We start from the raw sequence: 19,602 nt of genomic DNA, 5'->3' as shown, positions 1-19,602 counted from the left end.
CACGGCCGGAAGAAACTCTCAGCGAACCTGGTAGTTGGGCGCTTCGACGGTCATCTGGATGTCGTGCGGGTGGCTCTCCCGCAGTCCCGCCCCGGTGATCGGCATCAGCACGCCGTTCTCCTGCAGGTCGCCGATGGTGCGCGAGCCGGTGTACCACATCGCCTGGCGCAGGCCACCGATCAGCTGGTGCGAAACGGCGGCGATCGGCCCGCGGTAGGGCACCTGGCCCTCGATGCCCTCGGGGATCAGCTTGTCCTCGCCGGACACGCCCTCCTGGGAGTACCGGTCCTTGCTGAACGAGCCGCCGCGCTCGCGGTTCTTCATCGCGCCGAGCGAGCCCATGCCCCGATACGTCTTGTACTGCTTGCCGTTGATGAAGATCAGCTCGCCGGGGCTCTCCTCACAGCCCGCGAGCAGCGACCCGAGCATCACCGTGTCGGCGCCCGCGGCGATCGCCTTCGCGATGTCGCCGGAGTACTGCAGGCCGCCGTCGCCGATCACCGGTACGCCCGCGGGCCGGCACGCCAGCGCCGCCTCGTAGATCGCGGTGACCTGCGGCGCCCCGACACCGGCGACCACCCGGGTCGTGCAGATCGAGCCGGGGCCGACCCCGACCTTGACGGCGTCCGCACCGGCGTCGACGAGCGCCTGCGCCCCGGCCCGCGTCGCGATGTTGCCCGCGATGACGTCGGCGCCGCTGTTGGCCTTGAGCTTGGCGACCATGTCGAGCATGCCGCGGGAGTGACCGTGCGCGGTGTCCACGACCAGGACGTCGACACCGGCCTCGACCAGCGCCTTCGCGCGCAGCTCGGCCTCCTCGCCGACACCGACGCCCGCGCCGACCACGAGGCGGCCGGCGGAGTCCTTGGTGGCGAGGGGGTACTGCTCGCTCTTGGTGAAGTCCTTCACCGTGATCAGGCCGCGCAGCCGGCCGGCGCCGTCGACGAGCGGAAGCTTCTCCACCTTGTTGGCGCGCAGCAGCGCGAACGCCTCGTCACGGGAGACCCCGACCGGGGCCGTCACCAGCGGCATCCGGGTCATCACCTCGCGCACCGGGCGCGCGGCGTTGGTCTCGAACCGCATGTCGCGGTTGGTCACGATGCCGACGAGCACGCCGTCGGCGTCGGTCACCGGAACACCGGAGATCCGGTAGTGGGCGCACAGCGCCTCGACGTCGGCGAGGGTGTCGTCCGGCGAGCAGGTCACCGGGTTGTTCACCATGCCGGCCTCGGAGCGCTTGACGAGATCGACCTGCTGGGCCTGCTCGTCGATCGGCAGGTTGCGGTGCAGCACGCCGAGCCCGCCCTGGCGGGCCATGGCGACGGCCATCCGCGCCTCGGTGACGGTGTCCATCGCGGCGGACACGAGCGGGATGCGCAGCGTGATCGATCGCGACAGGCGGCTCGTCGTGTCGGCGTCGCCCGGTCCGAGATCGGAGTACGCGGGCACGAGCAGCACGTCATCGTAGGTGAGCCCCTGCGGGGCGAACTTGGCGGGCTCGGGCGCGAAAGTCATGGGCATCATCCGGAAGGGGTCGCGGTGTCGGGCCTGATCAGCGAAGCGTTCCTCCCATCCTAGTCGTCCGCGTCGAACGACCGGCCAAGCGCGGCGACAAGGCACGAATCGGCGGCCGATACTCGGGTAGCGTGGGTTTGTGCACGATGACGCTCCGCTCGATCCGTTCGCGAATGATCCCGAGGACCCGGCGGCCGCGCTCGGCGATCCGGGCGACGAGACCGCTCCGCTGAGCACGACGGAGCGGGAGGACGTGCTGGCCGACCTCGCCGACCTGGAGGTCTTCCGCGCTCTCCTGGAGCCTCTCGGCATCAAGGGCCTCACCGTCGAATGCGGCGACTGCGGTCGCGCGCATCACATCGACTGGGACCTCCTGCACGGCAACCTGCGCCACCTGCTCGACGAGGGGTTGCCCCGGGTCCACGAGCCGGCCATCGCCGCGGCCCCCGAGGACTACGTGAGCTGGGAGTACGCCCGCGGGTACGTCGACGGCGTCATCGACAGCGAGGAAGGCCAGTCGAGCTAGGGCCTGGTCGTCCCCGGTTCCGGCGCCTTACCGGGCGCGTGGCGTCCGGCCCGGCGCGCCCGTTTTCGCCCCGGTGACCCGGCGCTGCGGGGCGATGGCGGTGTCGTCGGGCTGCGGGGTGGCAGGCGTCGAGGTCGAGACCGGCGAGGGCGACTCGGTCGGCGTCCCCGCGGACGGGCTCGGGGTCGGGGTCGGGGTGGGGGTCGCCGAGGGGCTGCCGGACTGCCGCGCCGACGGAGGCCCGGCGAAAGCGGAGCCGCGCCCCTTCTCGGGGGTGTGCGGCCCGGACGCCTTGGTCGTGGTCGGAGTGGGGTCCGCCTTGTCGGCCGGGGTCCGGTCCACCGTGGGCCGGGGCCCGCTGGGGAGCGCCCGGCCGACCGACTCGATGCGGGCCTTGGAGCGTTCCGTGAGCTGGTGCCGGGCCGATGGAGCGTGCGCCTTCGGCCCGCCGCCTCCCCCGCCGACCGCGACCGCGGCACCGGCCGTCGTCAGCATGACCGCGACCGCGCCGAAGGTGACGAACGCCCGGACCACGGGGCGCCCGGAGGTCTTGGACGTCGCGCGGGAGACGCGGGCGGGGCCGGGCAGTGGCGGCGCGCCCGTGTCGACGTCGGCGACCAGGGCGGCCAGCAGGCGGGCGGCCGGATCGTCGGAGACGGCGGATCCGGAACCCGGATCGGTGACGCGGCGTGCGGCCAAGGCGTCGAACAGATCGCCGCTGCGGGTGATCTCACTGAGGTCGAGCGGCTCGGGAGTGGCGGAACCCCCTTCGGTCAAGCGATCGACTCCTCACTCGCCATCGCTCGAAGACGGGCGAGAGCCCGGTGCTGGGCGACGCGTACGGCCCCGGCTGACATGCCCAGTACATTACCGGTCTCCTCGGCGGACAGACCCGCCACCACCCGCAGGAGAACCAATTCCCGTTGATGATCCGGCAACCGGTCGAGAAGGCCCCGCGCGCGCTCCGCCTCGATGTAGCGGACGACCGTCTCCTCCGGGCCCGGGCCCTCGTCGGGGCCGTCGGGCAGGTCCTCGGTCGGCACGGCCGCCCGGATGGCGCTGCGCAGCGCGTCGGCGATCTTGTGCGACGCGATACCGAAGACGAAGGACGCGAAAGGGCGGCCCATGTCGCGGTAGCGCGGCAGCGCGCCGAGGACGGCGATGCACACCTCCTGGGCGACGTCGTCCGCGATGTGGTACTGCCCGGACACCCGGCCGAGCCGTGCCCGGCAGTAACGCACGACCATCGGGCGGACCCGCCCGATCAGGGATTCGACCGCTTCGGGGTCTCCCTGAACGGCAAGGATCGTGAGTTCCCTGAGGTCATTGTCGTCCGCCTTAGCCGGTCGTCTCCCCCGTAGTTCGGCGGTGGCACCCCGAACCGCGGCCCCGGCGATCGCTCCCTCGGTCACGAAAGCATGATGCCCACCGAGATCGCGCCTGTCTGCATCGTTGACGACAACGGAATGGTCACAGTGCTGATCCCAACGCGATTGCGGTCGCTGAGTGTGACCACGCGAACGATCACGGTCGCTGAGTGTGATGACGGCGCTGACCGCCGTCACCGAGCGTGCCCGATGAACGACGGATGCCCCCGCCAGGCGCGTGGCGAGGGCATCCGTGTGATCCGTCGGCCGCAGTGTCGCGGCCGGTCGATGATCAGTGACCGTGGCCGTGGCCGTGGCCGCCCGCGGCGGCGTCCGGCTCCTCCTCGGGCTTGTCGGCGACGAGCGCCTCCGTGGTGAGCAGCATGCCGGCGATCGACGCGGCGTTGCTGACCGCGGAGCGGGTCACCTTCACCGGGTCGATGACGCCCTGGGCGATCAGGTCGCCGTACTCACCGCTGGCGGCGTTGAAGCCGGAGCCGACCGGCAGCGACTCGACCTTGGAGACGACGACGTAGCCTTCCCAGCCGCCGTTCTCGGCGATCCAGCGCTGCGGCTCGACCAGGGCGCGGCGGACCGCCTCGGCGCCGGTGGCCTCGTCACCGGACAGGCCGAGGGCGTCGAAGCCCTCCTTGGAGACGTGCACCAGCGCGCTGCCGCCGCCGGAGACGATGCCCTCCTCGATCGCCGCGCGGGTGGCGGAGATGGCGTCCTCGAGGCGGTGCTTCTTCTCCTTGAGCTCCACCTCGGTGGCCGCGCCGACGCGCAGGACGCAGACGCCCCCGGCCAGCTTGGCGAGGCGCTCCTGGAGCTTCTCGCGGTCCCAGTCGGAGTCGCTGCCCTCGATCTCGCGGCGGATCTGGCGGATCCGGTCCTCGATCGCGGCCGCCTCGCCCGAGCCGTCCACGACCGTGGTGGCGTCCTTGGTGACCGTCACGCGCCGGGCGCGGCCCAGCACGTCGAGGTCGACGCTGTCGAGCTTGAGGCCGACGGCCTCCGTGACGACCTGGCCGCCGGTGAGGACGGCCATGTCCTCCAGCATCGCCTTGCGGCGGTCGCCGAAGCCCGGCGCCTTCACCGCGACGCTGACGAACGTGCCGCGCAGCTTGTTCTGCACGAGGAGCGCCAGGGCCTCGCCCTCGACGTCCTCGGCGACGACCAGCAGCGGCTTACGGGTCTGGGCGACCTTCTCCGCCAGCGGCAGGAACTCCGTGACGTTGGAGATCTTGCCGTCGTGGATGAGGATGTAGGCGTCCTCGAGGACCGCCTCCATGCGCTCCGGGTCGGTCACCATGTACGGCGACAGGTAGCCCTTGTCGAACTGGAGGCCCTCGGTGAACTCCAGCTCCAGGCCCATCGTGTGGGCCTCCTCGACGGTGATGACACCGTCCTTGCCCACCTTGTCGAACGCCTCGGCGATGAGCTCGCCGATCTTGGCGTCCTGGGCGGAGATGGTGGCGACGTGCGCGATCGACTCCTTGTCGGTCACCTCACGGGCCGACTTGAGCAGCTGCTCGGAGACGTAGTTGGCGGCGGCGTCGATGCCCCGCTTGAGGCTGATCGGCGACGCGCCGGCGGCGACGTTCCGCAGCCCCTCGCGTACGAGCGCCTGCGCCAGGACCGTCGCGGTGGTGGTGCCGTCACCCGCGATGTCGTTGGTCTTGGTGGCGACCTCCTTGGCGAGCTGCGCGCCAAGGTTCTCGTACGGGTCGTCGAGCTCCACCTCACGCGCGATGGTGACACCGTCGTTCGTGATGGTGGGGGCGCCCCACTTCTTGTCGATGACGACGTTGCGGCCGCGCGGGCCGATCGTCACCTTGACGGCGTCCGCGAGGGCGTTGACGCCACGCTCAAGGGCGCGGCGCGCTCCCTCGTCGAACTCCAGGATCTTCGGCATTGGGAAGCTCCAAGTATGGATGTCCGTGGACGTGCGCAGCCCCGGCCGCCCTCATCGGGCGGAACCGGGGCGGCGCATCTGTTCGGGTGTCTTACTTCTCGACGACGGCGAGCACGTCGCGGGCCGACAGAACGAGGTAATCCTCGTTGTTGTACTTGACCTCGGTGCCGCCGTACTTGCTGTAGAGGACGACGTCCCCGACCTTGACGTCGAGCGGTACGCGCTTCTCGCCCTTGTCGTCGAAGCGGCCCGGCCCGACGGCCAGGACGGTGCCCTCCTGGGGCTTCTCCTTGGCCGTGTCCGGGATGACCAGACCCGACGCGGTGGTCTGCTCGGCCTCGAGAGGCTGGACGACGATGCGGTCCTCGAGCGGCTTGAGAACAACCTTGGTGGCGGTCGACACGATCTGACCTTCCCCTTCGATTGCGTATCCTCGGCCGACCAGATCGGCCAGCCGCATGTTGGAGACGCGACGATGGTGGCCTGCCGTCGCGGGTGCCAGACCAGCCTGTCGCTTGATTGGCACTCTCATGGGGAGAGTGCCAGTTGGAGATTATGCCGGGGTCCGGGAACCCGTCAACACGGGCCCCCGCGTGCCGCCCACCTGTCGTTATATGAGTCGTTTGTGAATCTTCGCCGGTGGTCAGGTGCATCCCGGGTGCGTCCGGCGACTACCGTCTTCGGGTGGACATCGCCGCGTTCGAGGAGCTCCTCACCCCCGCAGGTCAAGAGCTGCTCGGCGAGATCGGCGCCGCCGGTGTCGAGGAGCGCACGCTGCCGGCCATGGTCGCCCGCCTGCGGGGCCGCCATCCGGCCGACCTCGTCGGCGCGGCGCTGACGCAGGCCCGGCTCCGGGAGCGCGGCCGGGCGAAGTTCGGCGCCGACGCGGACCGGATGTACTTCACCCCGCAGGGCCTCGAACAGGCCACCCGTGCCAGCGTCGCCCGGCACCGGGCGCGGCGGTTCGCCGACCGGCTCTCCCGAGGTGGCCGGGTGCTCGACCTCGGCTGCGGCATCGGCGGCGATCTCCTCGCCCGCGCCCGTACGGGCGTCGGCGGCGTCGGCGTCGAGCTCGATCCGCTCACCGCCGCCGTCGCGCGGGCCAACCTCCGCGCCTTCGGCCTGGCGGACCTGGCGGACGTACGGATCGGCGACGCCGCCGCGCAGGACCCCGGCGGGTACGCCGCCGTCTTCGCCGACCCCGGCCGCCGTACGGCCCGCGGGCGGGTGTTCGACCCGGACGCGTACCTGCCGCCGCTCGGCACGGTGCTGGACCTCGCCGACCGCGCGCCGGGCGCCTGCGTCAAGGTCGCCCCGGGCATCCCGCACGAGGCGGTCCCGCCGGGCGCGGAGGCGGAGTGGATCTCCGACGCCGGGGAGGTGAAGGAGGCGGCGCTGTGGCTCGGCGACCTGGCGGGCGAGACGCCGCGCCGGGCGACTCTGCTGCGGCAGGACCGGGAGCCGGCGACCCTGGTGGTCGATCCGGACCTCGGGGCGCCGCCGGTGGCCGGCTGGCGCCGTTATCTGTACGAACCGGACGGCGCCGTGGTCCGGGCCCACCTCGTCGCCGAGGCCGCGGCCCTGCTCGACGGGGCGCTGGCCGACCCGCGGATCGCCTACATCACCTCCGACGCGTTGCGCGCGACGCCGTTCGCGCGCCCGTACGAGATCCTGGACGTCCTGCCGTTCGGCGTGAAGCGGGTACGGGCGGCGCTGCGCGCCCAGCGGACCGGCACTCTGACGATCATGAAGCGCGGCTTCGCCGGAGACGTCGAACGGCTGCGCCGCGACCTGCGCACCGACGGCACCGAGGCGCGCGTCCTGGTGCTCACCCGCGTGGGCGACGCCCCGACCGCCCTCATCTGCCGCGAAGCCTGAGCGCGCGGACCGGGCGGGCACGCGCGGAGCAGGCGGGCACGCGCGGAGCAGGCGGGCACGCGCGGCGCAGGCGGGCACGCGGGGAGCGGGCGGGACCGCGACCGTCCTCATCCGGCGGCGGGCCAGGTCGTCCGCCCGGGGCTGGGGGCGACACGCCAGCGTCCGGCAAAGACCACGGTGACGGCCGTGTCCGCCTGACTACTCTTGGCGACCGGTAGGCCGCGCCGCGGGCGCGATGACGGGCGCCCGCGATCCGGGTGCGGGCGAAGACGGGGGACGACGATGGCCGACGCCGTACTGCGGTGTCCGAAGTGCGGTGCCGGAATGGTGACCTTCCAGCGGGGCGGCATCGTGTTCGAGGAGTGCTCCCGCTGCCGTGGAGTGTTCCTCGGACGGGGCGAACTCGACCGCCTGATGTGGCGCGGCACCTCCCACGCCCCCGCCGTCTGCGGCCACCCGGCCGGGATCTCGTACGAGGGCCGGCATCGCCGCGCCTGAAAAAGGGCGCTTTGCCGCACCGGACATAATCTCTTTCCCCTGAATTTCTTTTCTCCGGCTCGATGACCTTGGTCCGCTCAATAGAGTGTCTCCTCGCGATCCATGCCGCCGCTATTTCCGGCAGGGCAGACGAAGGAGTACCCGGGTGGACACCAATCACAACTTCCTGCAGACAGGGGGTCAGCCGGTCTCGGACCGAATGCGAGAATTGCTAGCCCGCGCGGCGCAAGATCATGTCTATGAGCAGCGTTCGACGGGCCAGCTGATGGACGAGATCCACCAGCGGCTGGAGGGAATAGAGTGGCTACTCCGTGAGGTCCGGGAGCGTGAGCTCACCGGGCTGACGACCCAGCTCGACACCGTCCGCGGACAGGTCGACGAGCTGTCCGGCAAGCCCCCGGAGTGGGCCGAGGGGCTGGCCGAGCACATCGAGTCGGTGGGCGATAAGGTCAAGCCGGTCGCCGAGCTGCCCTCCCTGTGGGCCGACGTGGGCGTCATCGCCGAGAACGTCGACGAGGGGCTGGCCCGGATCCAGGCCGTACTGGACTCCAGCCGGAGCATCACCGAGGCGACGCTGCAGGCCGCCCAGCAGATGGACGACCTGACCAAGCGGCTCGACCGGCTCGCCGGCACCATGGAGGCCGCGTCGGTCCGGTTCAACCGGCTGGACAAGACGCTCGCCGACCTCGGGCACCGGTCCGAGAAGCTCGAGCACGAGATCAACGGAGTGGCCGGCAAGGTCGACCAGTCGCTGCACGACATGGCCGAGCGGGTCGAGCAGGGGCTGGAGGCCGTCAACGGCCGGGTCGAGGGGGTCGGTGGCCGCCTCGACGGCATCGACGGCCGGCTGGAGGGCCTGTCCGGCAAGATCCGCGGCGTCGAGGGTCATTTCCCGGCGCTGGAGGCGAAGGTGGACGGGGCCTGTGACCGCGTCGAAGGGGTCGGTCAGCAGCTCGACCGGCTGCCCGCGACGCTGGAGATCAACGAGTTGCACCGCAAGATCGCCGCGATCGGCGACCGCCCGTTCATCGACCCCACCGACCGGTTCGACGCCCTGGAGAAGCGCCTGTCCGAGGCGGTCGACCCCCTCCTCGACGAGTTGCGGGCGCGACCCGATCGAGACGAGACCGAGGAGACGCTGTCGAAGATCATTGAGGCGTCCCGCGTCGACCTGACCAAGCACATGGAGATCCTTCGAGAGGACCTTCTGCGCCAGGTGGTGGGAGTGCACGACGACGTCTCCCAGCGGGTCGTCGGCGTGCAGCACGACGTGACCAAGCAGGTGACGACCGTCCATGAGGACCTGATGAAACGGCTCGTCACGCTGGAGGAGACGATGCTGGCGCTGGCCGAGGCGCTCTTGCGGCCGCGACGGGACGGCAAGGACTGAGGGGATGGCCGCTCGCAATTCACCCCAGAGCGGCCACTCTCCATTAATTGCATCATTAACGGCAATTCACTCGCCGAGCCCGCAATGACATGCCGTTCGGTCTGCCTCCTATCGTCAAAATCACTACCGATCCTCGGCCGAATCCGTTTTCATGGAGGTCGTGACCTTCCCCACGCTCTCCGATCCGCCGAGCACCGCCACGCTGCGCTGGATCGAAAAATGCCTGGGGCCCGGCAGTGAGGTGAAAATGGTCCGGCCCATGATCGGCGGGCTGGCCCATGTCAACCACGCGGTACTCGCCGAGAGCCGCTCGGGCACCGTGCATCGCCTGGTGCTGCGCCGCTGGGCGTCGTCCGGCTGGCCGGTGCTCGACATCGACTTCTCCCCCGAGCTGGAGATCGCGGCCCTGACCCTGCTCACCGCGTGCGAGATCCCCACCCCCGCGCTGGTGGCGGCGGACCCCTCCGGGGCGCACTGTGACGTCCCCGCGCTGCTGATCACCCGGCTGCCGGGCCATCCGCCCCGCCCCTCCTGCGCCGAACTCTCCGAATACCTCATCCAGCTGGCCGCCGCGCTGCTGCCCGTCCACGCCGTCGCCGGGGCGTCGACCATGCCGCCCTACCGGCCGTACAACCGCCTGGAGATCCGGCTCGCCCCGCGACACGCCCGGCGACCGGCGCTGTGGGAGCACGCCCTCGATGTCGCCGCCGGTCCCACGCCGGGCGCCGCGGCACACTTCATCCACCGCGACTACCACCCCGACAACACGCTGTGGGCCGGCGGCCGCCTCACCGGCATCGTCGACTGGTCCAACGCGTCGTACGGTCCGGTCGCCATCGACATCGCCCACATGCGCCGCGCGCTGGCCCTCCGCTACGACGTCACGGCCGCCGACCGCTTCTCGACCTCCTTCGACCAGGTGTCCGGTGGCTACCGGCACGACCCGTACTGGGACCTGCGCACGGTCCTCGACCTGCTGCCCGAGCAGCCCGATCGGACGATCGCCGCCCGCGACATCCCCGCCTTGGAGGACCTGCTCGACCACGCGCTCGCCGACCTCGGCGCCCCGGCCAGCTTCTGACCCTCCCGCCGCTACGGAGGGCCGGCCGATGGCGGCGTTCGCGCTCGTGGCCGTAACGGCCGCGGCGGCCGATAGCGTGCGGCCGAGAAGAATGAAGCGTCGCATGTCCACCTCTTTGTGGCGCGCGCCGACGAATTGCGGTGAAAGAATAAGAACAGGGGCAGCGAAACCGCGCCGGTGTTTAGGAACCGGCACAGGAAGGGAGTTCCGTCGGCTCGGGGCCCCGCCAGTCCCGAGCCGACGTCCAGGGGAAGCTCGTGAAAGTTACAGCCGAGTGAAGCCTCGGTGCACCTGGAATGTCTCCCGTCAGCAGACGAAGATGACGCCTCCGGTCGCGCGGATCGCCGCGCATCGATTGAAGAAGGTCCGGGTGTAGCGGCGGAAGCCGCCGTTCCACCGACCCTCAGCGGTCACGCGCACGGGCGCGTGGACCAGCGCACATGCGGCCACCGTGGTGGTCCACCGGCCTCCACCTCGCAGCGAATCGGGCACGCGTGTTCCAACCTCCTTTGCCATGCCGAGCCGTGTTCGATGGCCATTTCGGCGTGCGAGAGTCGGCCTTTGGGGCGTTCTCTCGCTTGCCGATCGGACCTTTCCCAAAGGGATCTGTCGCAACGCGCTAAGTCGCGAATCCCTTTCGCTCACGGACGTTATTACGGCGAAATCCACGGTTCAACCCCCGCAGCCCTGTCCACACCCGGCCACACGATCACAAGAGAACATTTGAAAGATGTACTTCCTCCGAGCGCCCGCCATCCACCCCTCATCAGCGCTTCTGTCATTCGCTCCACAGGGGGAATTTATTATTTTCCCAATAATCGAAGGAGACAGTGGGGTAGATCACAGTCGGCCACCGTGCCGCACACCACTCGGGAGGACGCCTCGCGAGGCGGCGCACACGGAGACGGCATCGTGACGTCAAAGTGACGTCACATGCCGCTTGTCATGACGCCACGCGACATGCCATGCTGGCGTCATGCACCTGGAGTCGTACGTCGCCCAGCTCCGCCAGGAGCTCGCGATCGCCGCCGAGGCGGGCGGCCAAGAGTCCCGCGAGCTCGCCGAGCGGCTCACCGCGCCACTGGAGTCGGCGATCCGGCTCGCCCTGCTGGACGCCCTGTCGGCTGCCGCCGAGGAGATCACCCGGGAGCTCGCGCCCGGCTCGGTGGACGTGCGCCTTCGCAGGGGTGAGCCAGAGTTCGTCGTGGAGTCGCCCCCTGGCGGCTCGGAGGGGGAGGCCGCCGCCGCGGTGGCGCCACCGGCGGAGCCCGCCGCGCCGGTGTCCTACAGCACCAAGGACGGCGCCGTCTCACGGATCAGCCTCCGCCTCCCCGAAGAGCTGAAGACCAGGGCCGAACAGGCCGCCGACCGGGAAGGACTCTCGGTCAACGCCTGGCTCGTCCGCACGATCGCCGAGGCCGTGGAGCGTACGAGCCCCACGCAGGACGTCCGCAGACGCTCGGCTTCGCGCGGCAACCGCTACACCGGCTGGGCCCGCTGACCCGGACCCCTTCACCATCACCGACCAGCGGCGGGGTCCTCGCCCCTGAGACCAGAGAGGCAGCACAGCATCATGCCCACATTCGCAACCCCCGAGCCGATCTCCGCGACGCTCGACGCCTCCATCGCCGAGTTCCGCGTCACCGCGTCCGACCGCGGCGACACCGTCGTCGAGGTGCGGCCCGCCGACGCGTCGAAGGCGAGCGACGTCCGAGCCGCGGAGGAGACCACGGTCGAATACGCCCACGGACGACTGTTGGTCAAAGGGCCGAAGCGGCGCGCCAGTCGGATCCTGGGCCCCGGCAAGGACGCTGCCGTCCAGATCGACGTCGAGCTCCCTGTCGGCTCCGACCTGCACGCCTCATCCGGGTTCGGCAGCATCCACTGCGCGGGACGGCTCGGCGACTGCGAGCTCTCCAGCGGCGCCGGCGTCATCCGGCTGGAGGACGCCGGCACGCTGCAGGCGAGGACCGGCGGCGGGGACGTCACGGCCGGCCGTGTGGCGGGCGACGTGAAGATCACCACAGGGGTCGGCGCGATACGCCTCCGCCACGCCGGCGGTGCCGTCACGCTCAAGACCTCCTCCGGAAGCACCTGGACCGGAGAGGCCTCCGGTGACGTCCGCGTCCGCTCCGCCAGTGGTGACATCGAGATCGACCAGGCGCATGCCGACGTCGACGCGAAGACCGCGGCGGGCAGGATCCGCATCGGTGAGATCTCTCAGGGCACCGTCGTCATGCAGACCGGCGCCGGTCAGCTCGAGGTCGGTGTCGTGGAGGGCACGGCCGCCTGGCTCGACGTGCACGCCACCGCCGGAAGCGTGCACAACATGCTGGACGAGACCGACGGTCCTGGCGAGGCCGACCGGACCGTGGAGGTCCGCGCCCGCACTGGACTCGGCGACATCGTGATCCGCCGGGCCACCCTGACCTCTCAGGACTGAGCCGTACGGCGCCGCGCGGCGCCCGACCACGAGGCGGCACCGATCCGCCGACCGGCTCTCCTCTCTTCCGACCGCGCTCCGGGCCTCCCTCCGTGTCCCCGCCGAGTCACGAGACCGGTAGCGCGACCGCCTCGCCCACGTCCCGCCAGAGACCCGGGCGATTCCCCCTCTTCGATCCCCTCCGTCCCAGGAGCGGTGTGGCAAATCCACGTCACACCGCGTCCTGACGCTGCCCGACGATGCTCGCACCCTCACCACGGCGACATCGACCTGCGCCGGCCCTGCCCCCGAACACCAGCAAGGAGACCTTCATGAGCGACGCGATCACAGCCGAAGGACTGGTCAAGAGATACGGCGAGGTGTCCGCCCTGGACGGGCTGAGCTTCTCCGTCCCGCAAGGGACGGTGCTCGCCCTGCTCGGCCCGAACGGCGCCGGAAAGACCACGACGGTACGGGTGCTGACCACGCTGCTCCCGCCGGACGGCGGCCGCGCCACCGTCGCCGGATGCGACGTCGTCACCGACGCCGGGCGGCTGCGCGCGCGCATCGGGCTGTCCGGCCAGTACGCCGCCGTCGACGAGCACCTCACCGGCGCCGAGAACCTGGAGATGGTCGGGCGGCTGTACCACCTGGGCGCCAAGCGCAGCAAGGCCCGCGCCCGCGAGCTGCTCGAACGCTTCGACCTCACCGACGCCGCCGACCGGCCCGTGAAGGGCTACTCCGGCGGCATGCGCCGCCGCATCGACCTCGCCGGCGCGCTGGTCGCCGACCCGCCGGTGCTGTTCCTGGACGAACCCAGCACAGGGCTGGACCCCCGCGCCCGCGCCGCGCTGTGGGACACCATCTCCGAACTCGTCGCAGGCGGCACCACGCTGCTGCTCACCACCCAGTACATGGAAGAGGCCGACCACCTCGCCGACCAGATCCTGGTCGTCGACCACGGCCGCGCCATCGCCCACGGCACCGCCGACGAGCTCAAGGACCAGGTCGGCGGCAACCGCATCGAACTGACCGTGACCAGCGCCGCCGAACTGGAGACCGCCCGGCAGACGCTCGCCTGGGTCGCCGTCGGCGCCATGCGGACCGTGCCGGAGTCGCTGCAGATCACCATCCCGGTCACCGACGGCCCCGAGGCGCTCCGCCAGGTTCTCGGCCGGCTGGCCGACGAAGGAGTCCGGGTCCGGGACGCCGGGCTGCGGCGGCCCACCCTCGACGACGTCTACCTCACCCTGACCGGGCACCAGGCGTCCGGCACCGACCCGCAGGCCCAGGAGGCCATCCGATGAACGCGCTCACCCTGCCCATCGCCGACGGCTGGACCATCGCCAGGCGCAACACCCTGAAGATCCGTCGGTCGCCGGACCTGCTCGGTGCCGCGATCATGTTCCCAATCGTGTTCGTGCTGCTGTTCGCCTACGTCTTCGGCAGCGTCATCGACATCCCGGGGATGTCGTACCGGGAGTTCCTGCTCCCCGGCATCTTCGTCCAAGCCGTGATCATGGGCGCGCAGACCACCGGCTACACGCTGACCCTGGACCTGCAGAAGGGCATCTTCGACCGATTCCGCTCGCTGCCCATGGCCCCGTCCGCGGTGCTGATCGGCCAGACCGTCAGCGACCTGCTGATGAACCTCGCCAGCCTGGTCGTCATGGCGGTGATGGGACTGATCGTCGGCTGGCGGGTGCACACCTCGCCCTACGAGGCCGTCCTCGGCTTCGGGCTGCTGCTGCTGTTCGCCTACGCGTTCTCCTGGGTCACCGCGACCGTCGCGCTGGCCCTGCGCACCCCGGAGAGCTTCAACAACATCGCGACCATGGTCTCGCTCCCGCTGATGTTCGTCTCCAACGCCTTCCTGGACAGTTCCAAACTGCCCACACCCCTCCGCGTCGTCGCCGAGTGGAACCCCGTCTCCACCTTCACCCAGGCCGCACGTGAGCTCTTCGGCAACACCAACGCCGCGCTGAAGACCTCCGGCGCCTGGCCCATCCAGCACGCCATCCCGGCATCACTGCTCTGGATCGCCGTCATCCTGATCGTGTTCATCCCGCTGGCGACCCGCCTCTACAAGAAGGCGGTCAGCGCCTGACCACCGACGCGACGCGAAGACGACCCCGGGTCCCCGTCATCGGCGGCGGCCCGGGTGGTCGCCGTTCCGGCCATCACCTCGTCGCCGTACCGAACGCCCGGTCAAGACCGGAGCCGAACCGCAAATCTGCGAAGTTCGCCCCACTTCGCGCCCACGATCACCAAGCATTCGGTACGGCCGGCCCGCTGAGACACGCCCCGATATCCGGCCGGCCTCGCGAATACGGCGCCGACTCGATCTGTTAGCGGGGATCCGATCGCCGCGTGTGCTCGACCACGGGCCGCGTTACCGGAACGACTGCCAGTAGCTCGTCCAAGCCCCGGAAATCGTCGGGATTCGTGGTGAACAGCGGTAGCCCTTCGGCGATCGCCACCGCAGCGATCATCAGGTCGGCCGCTCGCCGGCGCGGCTTGCGGCCTGCGGCGACGACCCCTGCGGTGACTCTGCCGAAGGCCCGCGCGGCCTCGACTCCGAACGGGATGGGATCGAATTCGTGCTCCACCCGCTGCACCACGTCAAGCCGTCGAGCACGCTCGGCATGCTCGTCGTAGTCACCCTGTTCGCTGTTGGGGCGGACCTGGTGGGGACCTGCCGACAGTTCAGCGAGTGTGATCGCGCTGATCGCCATCTCGTCCGGCAGTTCGGCGGGATCGATCCAGTTCCGCAGAATCACGATGTTCGTGTCGAGCAGGCCCTGCGGATGACGTTCAGCGGCCATAGGGGTCGGCCGCGTCGTGGTCGAGGGCGGCATCCTGATCGGCGCGGAACGCGTCGATGTCGATGGCGGAAGCGCCACGGGACATCGCGGCGAACTCCTCACGGGGGACGAACCGGCGACGCCGACGCAGGGGGATCAGTTCACCGATCTGGTGACCGTCCCTGGTGACCGTGAACGCCTGCCCGTGCTCGACAGCGTCCATGATCTCTTTGGAGCGGTTCCGCAGATCCCGCTGGGTGATCTCAGGTTGCGCGGCCATATCCCGATGCTATGCCTGAGTGCCACACTGCGCCACCCGGTGCCACCACCGACATTGTGGAAGCGTCGATGGACGCCCCTCGCCGTCGTCCGGAGCGTCCAGGTCCCCGGCGAACGCCGGAATGCTAGTGCCGCATTAAGCAACGTTGGCCCTGTTGGGATGACGCGCCGTCTTGGTGCCGGCTCCCGGAGATGAGGCGTTTGCGATCATCGATTCGGGAGGTTGGTAGTGCGGCACCGCCGACCGTCTCTGTTCTGTCGCAGGCACCTGCTGTAATCACCTCATGCCTCGACGTGTTGATCCCGATGCCGCCCGGACGGTGATGCGTACCGCCCGGGTCGGTCTGCGTCTCACGCCCGGCCAGCGGGAGCGGTGTTTCGGGCTGCTTGCCTCAGCCGGGGACGTGTGGGCGTGCGTGCTGGATATGAACCGGTGGCGGCGCCAGCGCGGCCTGCCCGCCGTGGCCTCGTATCAGGCGTTGTGCCGGGAGTTGTCGGCGGCCGGTCCGGGCACGTTCGGTGAACTGGACACCAAGGGGGCGCGGTCGGTGCTACGCCGCTACAGCGACGCGTGGTTCGCCGCCGCCAAACGCCGCAAGGACGGGGACGCCTCAGCCCGGTTCCCGCGCCGCAAACGCCGCCTGGTGCCGGTCCGGTACTACCACGGCATCTTCACCCTGGAGGACCAGCGGTTACGACTTCCCGCCGGTCGCGGGTGGCCGCCGTTGCGGGTGCGGCTGGACCGACAGGTGCCCTACCCGATCGAGCAGGTCCGGTCGGTCACCTTGCTGAACGAGGGCCGCCGGTTGTTCGTCGAGGTGACCGCCGAAGTCCCCGTCGCCACCTACGAGCCCGGCACCGAGCCCGACCCGGACCGGGTGGCCGGAGTGGATCCGGGAGTGATTCATCCGTTCGCGGTGGCCGGACCCGACAAAGAAGGTCTCATCGTGTCGGGGCGGGCGATCCGCACCGAAACCCACCTGCATCTCAAAGACGGCAAATACCGCCGCCGGACGATGGCCGCCCGGGCACCGAAGCCGGGGCAAGTGGGGTCGCGACGGTGGCGGAAGTTCCGGGCCCGGCAGCGGAAGCTGGAGGCCCGGCACAAACGCCGCGTGAGGCAGGCCCAGCACGAGGCGGCCAAGACCGTGATCGGCTGGGCAGTGCAGCGCCGTATCGGGACGCTGGTGATCGGTGACCCGCGAGGGGTGCTGGGCCTGAACGCCGGGCGGCGGCACAACAAACGCGTCCGGGACTGGCGGGTCGGCTACCTGCTCCGCTGTTTGAAGGACAAGGCAGAGCAGGCCGGGATCCGCGTCGTGCTCGTGGACGAGCGCGGCACGTCCTCGACCTGCCCGTCCTGCGACCGGCGGGTACCCAAACCCACCGGCCGCCGCTTCACCTGCATGCATTGTGGTTTCAGCGGGCACCGCGACCTGGTCGGCGGCGCCAACATCGCCCGGCGAGGACCGGGCGGCACCATCACCACCAAGAACCCGTTCCCCGTGGTGATCACGCACCGTCGAGCCGGACGGCACCTCCCCGGTACCGGACCAGCCCGGCGTGACCCAAGACGACGCCCCCATCACGGCACCGTCAAAAGGTCCAATGGCCGGCCGCGGCCCGCCCCACCCCCGTGGGGAGTCGCTCGCCCCAAGCGAGGATCAACCAACACGGCCAAAACGACCAACGTTGGTTGACACGGCACTAGACGAGGACCTGGGTGATGGGGAGGGAGGAGTCGGCGGGGAGGCCGAGGTCGGAGGGGGCGAGGCCGGCGGCGACGAGCTCGGAGCCGAGGGCCGCGACCATGGCGCCGTTGTCGGTGCACAGTTTCGGCCGGGGCACGCGCAGCTCGATGCCGGCCGCCTCGCAGCGCTCCTGGGCCATGGCGCGCAGCCGGGAGTTGGCCGCGACGCCGCCGCCGACGAGCAGGTGGGACACGTCGTTGTCCTTGCAGGCGGCGATGGCCTTCTTGGTCAGCACGTCGACGACCGCCTCCTGGAAGGCCGCGGCGACGTCGGCGACCGGGACCGGCTCGCCGGCGCGCTCGCGGGCCTCGACCCAGCGGGCCACCGCGGTCTTCAGGCCCGAGAAGGAGAAGTCGTAGGTGCCGTCGTCGTACTTGCCGCGGGGGAAGAACACCGAGCCGGGGTCGCCCTCCCGTGCCGCCCGGTCGATGTACGGGCCGCCGGGGAAGCCGAGGTCGAGCACCCGCGCGACCTTGTCGAACGCCTCCCCCGCCGCGTCGTCGACGGTGGCGCCGAGCGGGCGCACGTCCGAGGCGACGTCGGGGACGAGCAGCAGCGATGAGTGGCCGCCGGAGACGAGCAGCGCGACGCACGGCTTCGGCAGCGCGCCGTGTTCGAGCTGGTCGACGGCGACGTGGGCGGCGAGGTGGTTCACGCCGTACAGCGGCTTGCCGAGGCCGAGGGAGTAGGCCTTGGCGGCGGCGACGCCGACGAGGAGCGCCCCGGCGAGTCCGGGGCCGGCGGTGACGGCGATCGCGTCGATGTCGTTCAGGGTGATGCCCGCGTCGGCCAGGGCGCGGTCCACGGTCGGCGTCATGGCCTCCAGGTGCGCCCGCGACGCGACCTCGGGGACGACCCCGCCGAAGCGCGCGTGCTCGTCGACGCTGGAGGCGATCGCGTCGGCGAGCAGCGTGTGACCGCGGACGATGCCGATGCCCGTCTCGTCGCAGGACGTCTCGATCCCCAGGACCAGGGGTTCGTCCTTCATGCTTGCACTCCCTGTCCGGCGGGCACTGCGCTCCGCCGCGAGTCACGGACCATCACGATGGCGTCCACGCCGGAGGGCTGGTAGTAGCGCTTGCGGACGCCGACCGGGGTGAAGCCGAATCGTTCGTACAGCCGCCGTGCCCGGTCGTTGTCGGCGCGGACGTCGAGGAACACCTCGGGGCAGCCACGGGCGGCGGCCTCGTCGAGGAGCGCGGTCAGCAGCCGGGCGCCGAACCCCCGCCCCTGCAGCTCCGGCCGGACGCCGATGGTGAGGATGTCGGCCTGGCCACCGACGGCGGCGAGCCCCGCCCAGCCGGCGAAGCGGCCGTCGCCGTCCTCGATCACGACATAGTGCCGCGTGCCGGTCTGATCGGCCAGCTCCTCGAGGTAGGCCTGCTCCGACCAGGATTCCTCGGGGAACAGCACGGGCTCGAGCGCGAGGACGTCGGACAGGTCGTCGGCGCTCATCGCGCGCAGCGTCATGGCTGCGTCACCCGTTTACGCGGGCCGGGCTCGCGGGCGTCGGGCTTGCGGAGGTACAGCGGGACGGGCTCCAGGAGGTCGGGGCCCGCGCCGCCGGACAGCCGGGTGAGGACCAGGTCGGCGAGCGCGGCGGCGGACGGCAGCGCGGGCTCCTGACCGGCGAGTGTGTCGGCGTAGAGCAGCGCGCCCTCTCCGATGGCGGGCAGGCCCGGCTCGGCGGCCTCGGCGGGCTTGCCCACGGCGGGACCCGTGCTCCGGGCGCGGGACGAGGCGTAGGAGGCCCAGTAGACCTCCTTGCGCCGGGCGTCGGTCGCCGCGACGAAGGGGCCGGTGCGGCCGGACTGCCAGGCGAGGACGTCGAGCGTGCAGACGCCGTGGACGGGGATGCCGAGCACGGCGCCGAGCGCGCGGGCGGTCGTGAGGCCGACGCGCAGGCCGGTGTACGGGCCGGGCCCCACGCCGACCGCGATGGCCGACAGGTCGGCCCGGGTCACCCCGGCCTCGTCGAGCACGGTCGCGATCGCGGGGGCGAGCACCTCGGCGTGCCGCCGCCGGTCGACCGCGTTGGACTCGGCGCGCAGCCGGACGCCGCCGGCGGTGCCCTCGCTCAGGGCGACGGTGACCGCGGCGGTCGCAGTGTCAAAAGCCAAGACCAGCACGACCTATGAGCGTAGCGTGCCCACGGCATCACCTCAGCCGGTCGGCC

Annotated in this window: 21 protein-coding genes; 10 read left to right on the top strand and 11 right to left on the bottom strand. The window is 70.9% G+C overall.

Annotated features, from left to right (window positions below):
- Positions 1–18: 18 nt before the first annotated feature.
- Positions 19–1,515, bottom strand: a complete 1,497-nt coding sequence (gene guaB, locus ABD978_RS11865) for an IMP dehydrogenase (RefSeq protein ID WP_345352986.1) — start codon at positions 1,513–1,515, stop codon at positions 19–21.
- A 139-nt stretch (positions 1,516–1,654) separates the two neighbouring features.
- Between guaB and ABD978_RS11860 the strand changes: the two genes are divergently transcribed.
- On the top strand, positions 1,655–2,041 hold the full coding sequence (locus tag ABD978_RS11860) for a DUF5319 domain-containing protein (protein ID WP_345352984.1): 387 nt from the start codon (positions 1,655–1,657) through the stop codon (positions 2,039–2,041).
- Positions 2,042–2,068: 27 nt separating this feature from the next.
- Here ABD978_RS11860 and ABD978_RS11855 read toward each other — a convergent pair whose 3' ends face one another.
- The 4 genes from ABD978_RS11855 to groES all read right to left on the bottom strand — a co-directional run bounded on the left by ABD978_RS11855 (position 2,069) and on the right by groES (position 5,726).
- Positions 2,069–2,818: a hypothetical protein gene (locus ABD978_RS11855; RefSeq protein WP_345352981.1), complete on the bottom strand. Its 750-nt coding sequence runs from the start codon at positions 2,816–2,818 to the stop codon at positions 2,069–2,071.
- The gene (locus tag ABD978_RS11850; protein WP_425550694.1) at positions 2,815–3,453 is read right to left on the bottom strand and encodes a sigma-70 family RNA polymerase sigma factor; all 639 of its coding nucleotides are present in this window, start codon (positions 3,451–3,453) and stop codon (positions 2,815–2,817) included. Before ABD978_RS11850 ends, ABD978_RS11855 begins: the two co-directional genes overlap by 4 nt.
- Positions 3,454–3,700: 247 nt before the next feature.
- Positions 3,701–5,323 carry a chaperonin GroEL gene (gene groL / locus ABD978_RS11845; RefSeq protein WP_345352978.1) on the bottom strand — a complete coding sequence of 541 codons (1,623 nt, stop codon included), beginning with the start codon at positions 5,321–5,323 and terminating at the stop codon, positions 3,701–3,703.
- A 91-nt stretch (positions 5,324–5,414) separates the two neighbouring features.
- Positions 5,415–5,726, bottom strand: a complete 312-nt coding sequence (gene groES, locus ABD978_RS11840; RefSeq protein ID WP_141956791.1) for a co-chaperone GroES — start codon at positions 5,724–5,726, stop codon at positions 5,415–5,417.
- 281 nt (positions 5,727–6,007) lie between these two features.
- Here groES and ABD978_RS11835 point away from each other — a divergent pair, with 281 nt between their 5' ends.
- The 4 genes from ABD978_RS11835 to ABD978_RS11820 all read left to right on the top strand — a co-directional run bounded on the left by ABD978_RS11835 (position 6,008) and on the right by ABD978_RS11820 (position 10,170).
- On the top strand, positions 6,008–7,201 hold the full coding sequence (locus tag ABD978_RS11835; protein WP_345352975.1) for a class I SAM-dependent methyltransferase: 1,194 nt from the start codon (positions 6,008–6,010) through the stop codon (positions 7,199–7,201).
- Between the two features lie 282 nt (positions 7,202–7,483).
- Positions 7,484–7,699, top strand: coding sequence for a TFIIB-type zinc ribbon-containing protein (locus ABD978_RS11830; RefSeq protein ID WP_345352971.1), 216 nt, complete (start codon positions 7,484–7,486; stop codon positions 7,697–7,699).
- Positions 7,700–7,844: 145 nt separating this feature from the next.
- Positions 7,845–9,089 carry a coiled-coil domain-containing protein gene (locus ABD978_RS11825; protein WP_345352968.1) on the top strand — a complete coding sequence of 415 codons (1,245 nt, stop codon included), beginning with the start codon at positions 7,845–7,847 and terminating at the stop codon, positions 9,087–9,089.
- Between the two features lie 151 nt (positions 9,090–9,240).
- Positions 9,241–10,170 carry an aminoglycoside phosphotransferase family protein gene (locus ABD978_RS11820; RefSeq protein ID WP_345352965.1) on the top strand — a complete coding sequence of 310 codons (930 nt, stop codon included), beginning with the start codon at positions 9,241–9,243 and terminating at the stop codon, positions 10,168–10,170.
- A 306-nt stretch (positions 10,171–10,476) separates the two neighbouring features.
- Here the strand turns inward: ABD978_RS11820 and ABD978_RS11815 are convergent, their stop codons facing one another.
- Positions 10,477–10,662 (bottom strand): subtilase-type protease inhibitor, encoded by a 186-nt coding sequence (locus ABD978_RS11815; RefSeq protein ID WP_345352962.1) that lies wholly within the window; start codon positions 10,660–10,662, stop codon positions 10,477–10,479.
- Positions 10,663–11,146: 484 nt separating this feature from the next.
- On the opposite strand from ABD978_RS11815, the gene ABD978_RS11810 reads away from it, so the two are divergent.
- The 4 genes from ABD978_RS11810 to ABD978_RS11795 all read left to right on the top strand — a co-directional run bounded on the left by ABD978_RS11810 (position 11,147) and on the right by ABD978_RS11795 (position 14,699).
- Positions 11,147–11,671 (top strand): toxin-antitoxin system HicB family antitoxin, encoded by a 525-nt coding sequence (locus ABD978_RS11810; protein ID WP_345352959.1) that lies wholly within the window; start codon positions 11,147–11,149, stop codon positions 11,669–11,671.
- 72 nt (positions 11,672–11,743) lie between these two features.
- Positions 11,744–12,613, top strand: a complete 870-nt coding sequence (locus ABD978_RS11805; protein ID WP_345352956.1) for a DUF4097 family beta strand repeat-containing protein — start codon at positions 11,744–11,746, stop codon at positions 12,611–12,613.
- Between the two features lie 311 nt (positions 12,614–12,924).
- Positions 12,925–13,899, top strand: coding sequence for an ATP-binding cassette domain-containing protein (locus tag ABD978_RS11800; protein WP_345352953.1), 975 nt, complete (start codon positions 12,925–12,927; stop codon positions 13,897–13,899).
- Positions 13,896–14,699, top strand: coding sequence for an ABC transporter permease (locus ABD978_RS11795; protein WP_345352950.1), 804 nt, complete (start codon positions 13,896–13,898; stop codon positions 14,697–14,699). Before ABD978_RS11800 ends, ABD978_RS11795 begins: the two co-directional genes overlap by 4 nt.
- A gap of 241 nt (positions 14,700–14,940) precedes the next feature.
- Here the strand turns inward: ABD978_RS11795 and ABD978_RS11790 are convergent, their stop codons facing one another.
- Positions 14,941–15,417, bottom strand: coding sequence for a type II toxin-antitoxin system VapC family toxin (locus ABD978_RS11790; protein ID WP_345352947.1), 477 nt, complete (start codon positions 15,415–15,417; stop codon positions 14,941–14,943).
- Complete coding sequence (locus ABD978_RS11785; RefSeq protein WP_345352944.1) at positions 15,407–15,676, bottom strand: type II toxin-antitoxin system Phd/YefM family antitoxin; 270 nt, start codon at positions 15,674–15,676, stop codon at positions 15,407–15,409. The genes ABD978_RS11790 and ABD978_RS11785 overlap by 11 nt, the downstream gene beginning before the upstream one ends.
- 283 nt (positions 15,677–15,959) lie before the next feature.
- On the opposite strand from ABD978_RS11785, the gene ABD978_RS11780 reads away from it, so the two are divergent.
- Positions 15,960–17,375 (top strand): RNA-guided endonuclease InsQ/TnpB family protein, encoded by a 1,416-nt coding sequence (locus ABD978_RS11780; protein WP_345352941.1) that lies wholly within the window; start codon positions 15,960–15,962, stop codon positions 17,373–17,375.
- A gap of 7 nt (positions 17,376–17,382) precedes the next feature.
- Here the strand turns inward: ABD978_RS11780 and tsaD are convergent, their stop codons facing one another.
- The 3 genes from tsaD to tsaB are packed head-to-tail and all read right to left on the bottom strand — an operon-like array spanning position 17,383 to position 19,555.
- Entirely contained in the window at positions 17,383–18,414 is a 1,032-nt protein-coding gene (tsaD, locus tag ABD978_RS11775) for a tRNA (adenosine(37)-N6)-threonylcarbamoyltransferase complex transferase subunit TsaD (protein ID WP_345352938.1), read from the bottom strand.
- On the bottom strand, positions 18,411–18,896 hold the full coding sequence (rimI, locus tag ABD978_RS11770) for a ribosomal protein S18-alanine N-acetyltransferase (protein WP_345352935.1): 486 nt from the start codon (positions 18,894–18,896) through the stop codon (positions 18,411–18,413). The genes tsaD and rimI overlap by 4 nt, the downstream gene beginning before the upstream one ends.
- Positions 18,893–19,555, bottom strand: coding sequence for a tRNA (adenosine(37)-N6)-threonylcarbamoyltransferase complex dimerization subunit type 1 TsaB (gene tsaB, locus ABD978_RS11765; protein WP_345352932.1), 663 nt, complete (start codon positions 19,553–19,555; stop codon positions 18,893–18,895). Before tsaB ends, rimI begins: the two co-directional genes overlap by 4 nt.
- Positions 19,556–19,602 lie beyond the last annotated feature (47 nt).

It is taken from the genome of Actinoallomurus liliacearum (assembly GCF_039542035.1).
Taxonomy (GTDB): domain Bacteria; phylum Actinomycetota; class Actinomycetes; order Streptosporangiales; family Streptosporangiaceae; genus Actinoallomurus; species Actinoallomurus liliacearum.
The sequence above is the reverse complement of the archived record's forward strand: the minus strand, read 5'-3'. Positions and strand labels throughout refer to the sequence as shown.

Excerpts from the sequence above, each read along its gene's own strand:
- guaB (WP_345352986.1), bottom strand. The coding sequence starts at position 1,515 with ATGACTTTCGCGCCCGAGCCCGCCAAGTTCGCCCCGCAGGGGCTCACC.
- groL (WP_345352978.1), bottom strand. The coding sequence starts at position 5,323 with ATGCCGAAGATCCTGGAGTTCGACGAGGGAGCGCGCCGCGCCCTTGAG.
- ABD978_RS11830 (WP_345352971.1), top strand. The coding sequence starts at position 7,484 with ATGGCCGACGCCGTACTGCGGTGTCCGAAGTGCGGTGCCGGAATGGTG.
- ABD978_RS11820 (WP_345352965.1), top strand. The coding sequence starts at position 9,241 with ATGGAGGTCGTGACCTTCCCCACGCTCTCCGATCCGCCGAGCACCGCC.
- ABD978_RS11810 (WP_345352959.1), top strand. The coding sequence starts at position 11,147 with ATGCACCTGGAGTCGTACGTCGCCCAGCTCCGCCAGGAGCTCGCGATC.
- ABD978_RS11805 (WP_345352956.1), top strand. The coding sequence starts at position 11,744 with ATGCCCACATTCGCAACCCCCGAGCCGATCTCCGCGACGCTCGACGCC.
- ABD978_RS11800 (WP_345352953.1), top strand. The coding sequence starts at position 12,925 with ATGAGCGACGCGATCACAGCCGAAGGACTGGTCAAGAGATACGGCGAG.
- ABD978_RS11795 (WP_345352950.1), top strand. The coding sequence starts at position 13,896 with ATGAACGCGCTCACCCTGCCCATCGCCGACGGCTGGACCATCGCCAGG.
- ABD978_RS11790 (WP_345352947.1), bottom strand. The coding sequence starts at position 15,417 with ATGGCCGCTGAACGTCATCCGCAGGGCCTGCTCGACACGAACATCGTG.
- ABD978_RS11785 (WP_345352944.1), bottom strand. The coding sequence starts at position 15,676 with ATGGCCGCGCAACCTGAGATCACCCAGCGGGATCTGCGGAACCGCTCC.
- ABD978_RS11780 (WP_345352941.1), top strand. The coding sequence starts at position 15,960 with ATGCCTCGACGTGTTGATCCCGATGCCGCCCGGACGGTGATGCGTACC.
- tsaD (WP_345352938.1), bottom strand. The coding sequence starts at position 18,414 with ATGAAGGACGAACCCCTGGTCCTGGGGATCGAGACGTCCTGCGACGAG.
- rimI (WP_345352935.1), bottom strand. The coding sequence starts at position 18,896 with ATGACGCTGCGCGCGATGAGCGCCGACGACCTGTCCGACGTCCTCGCG.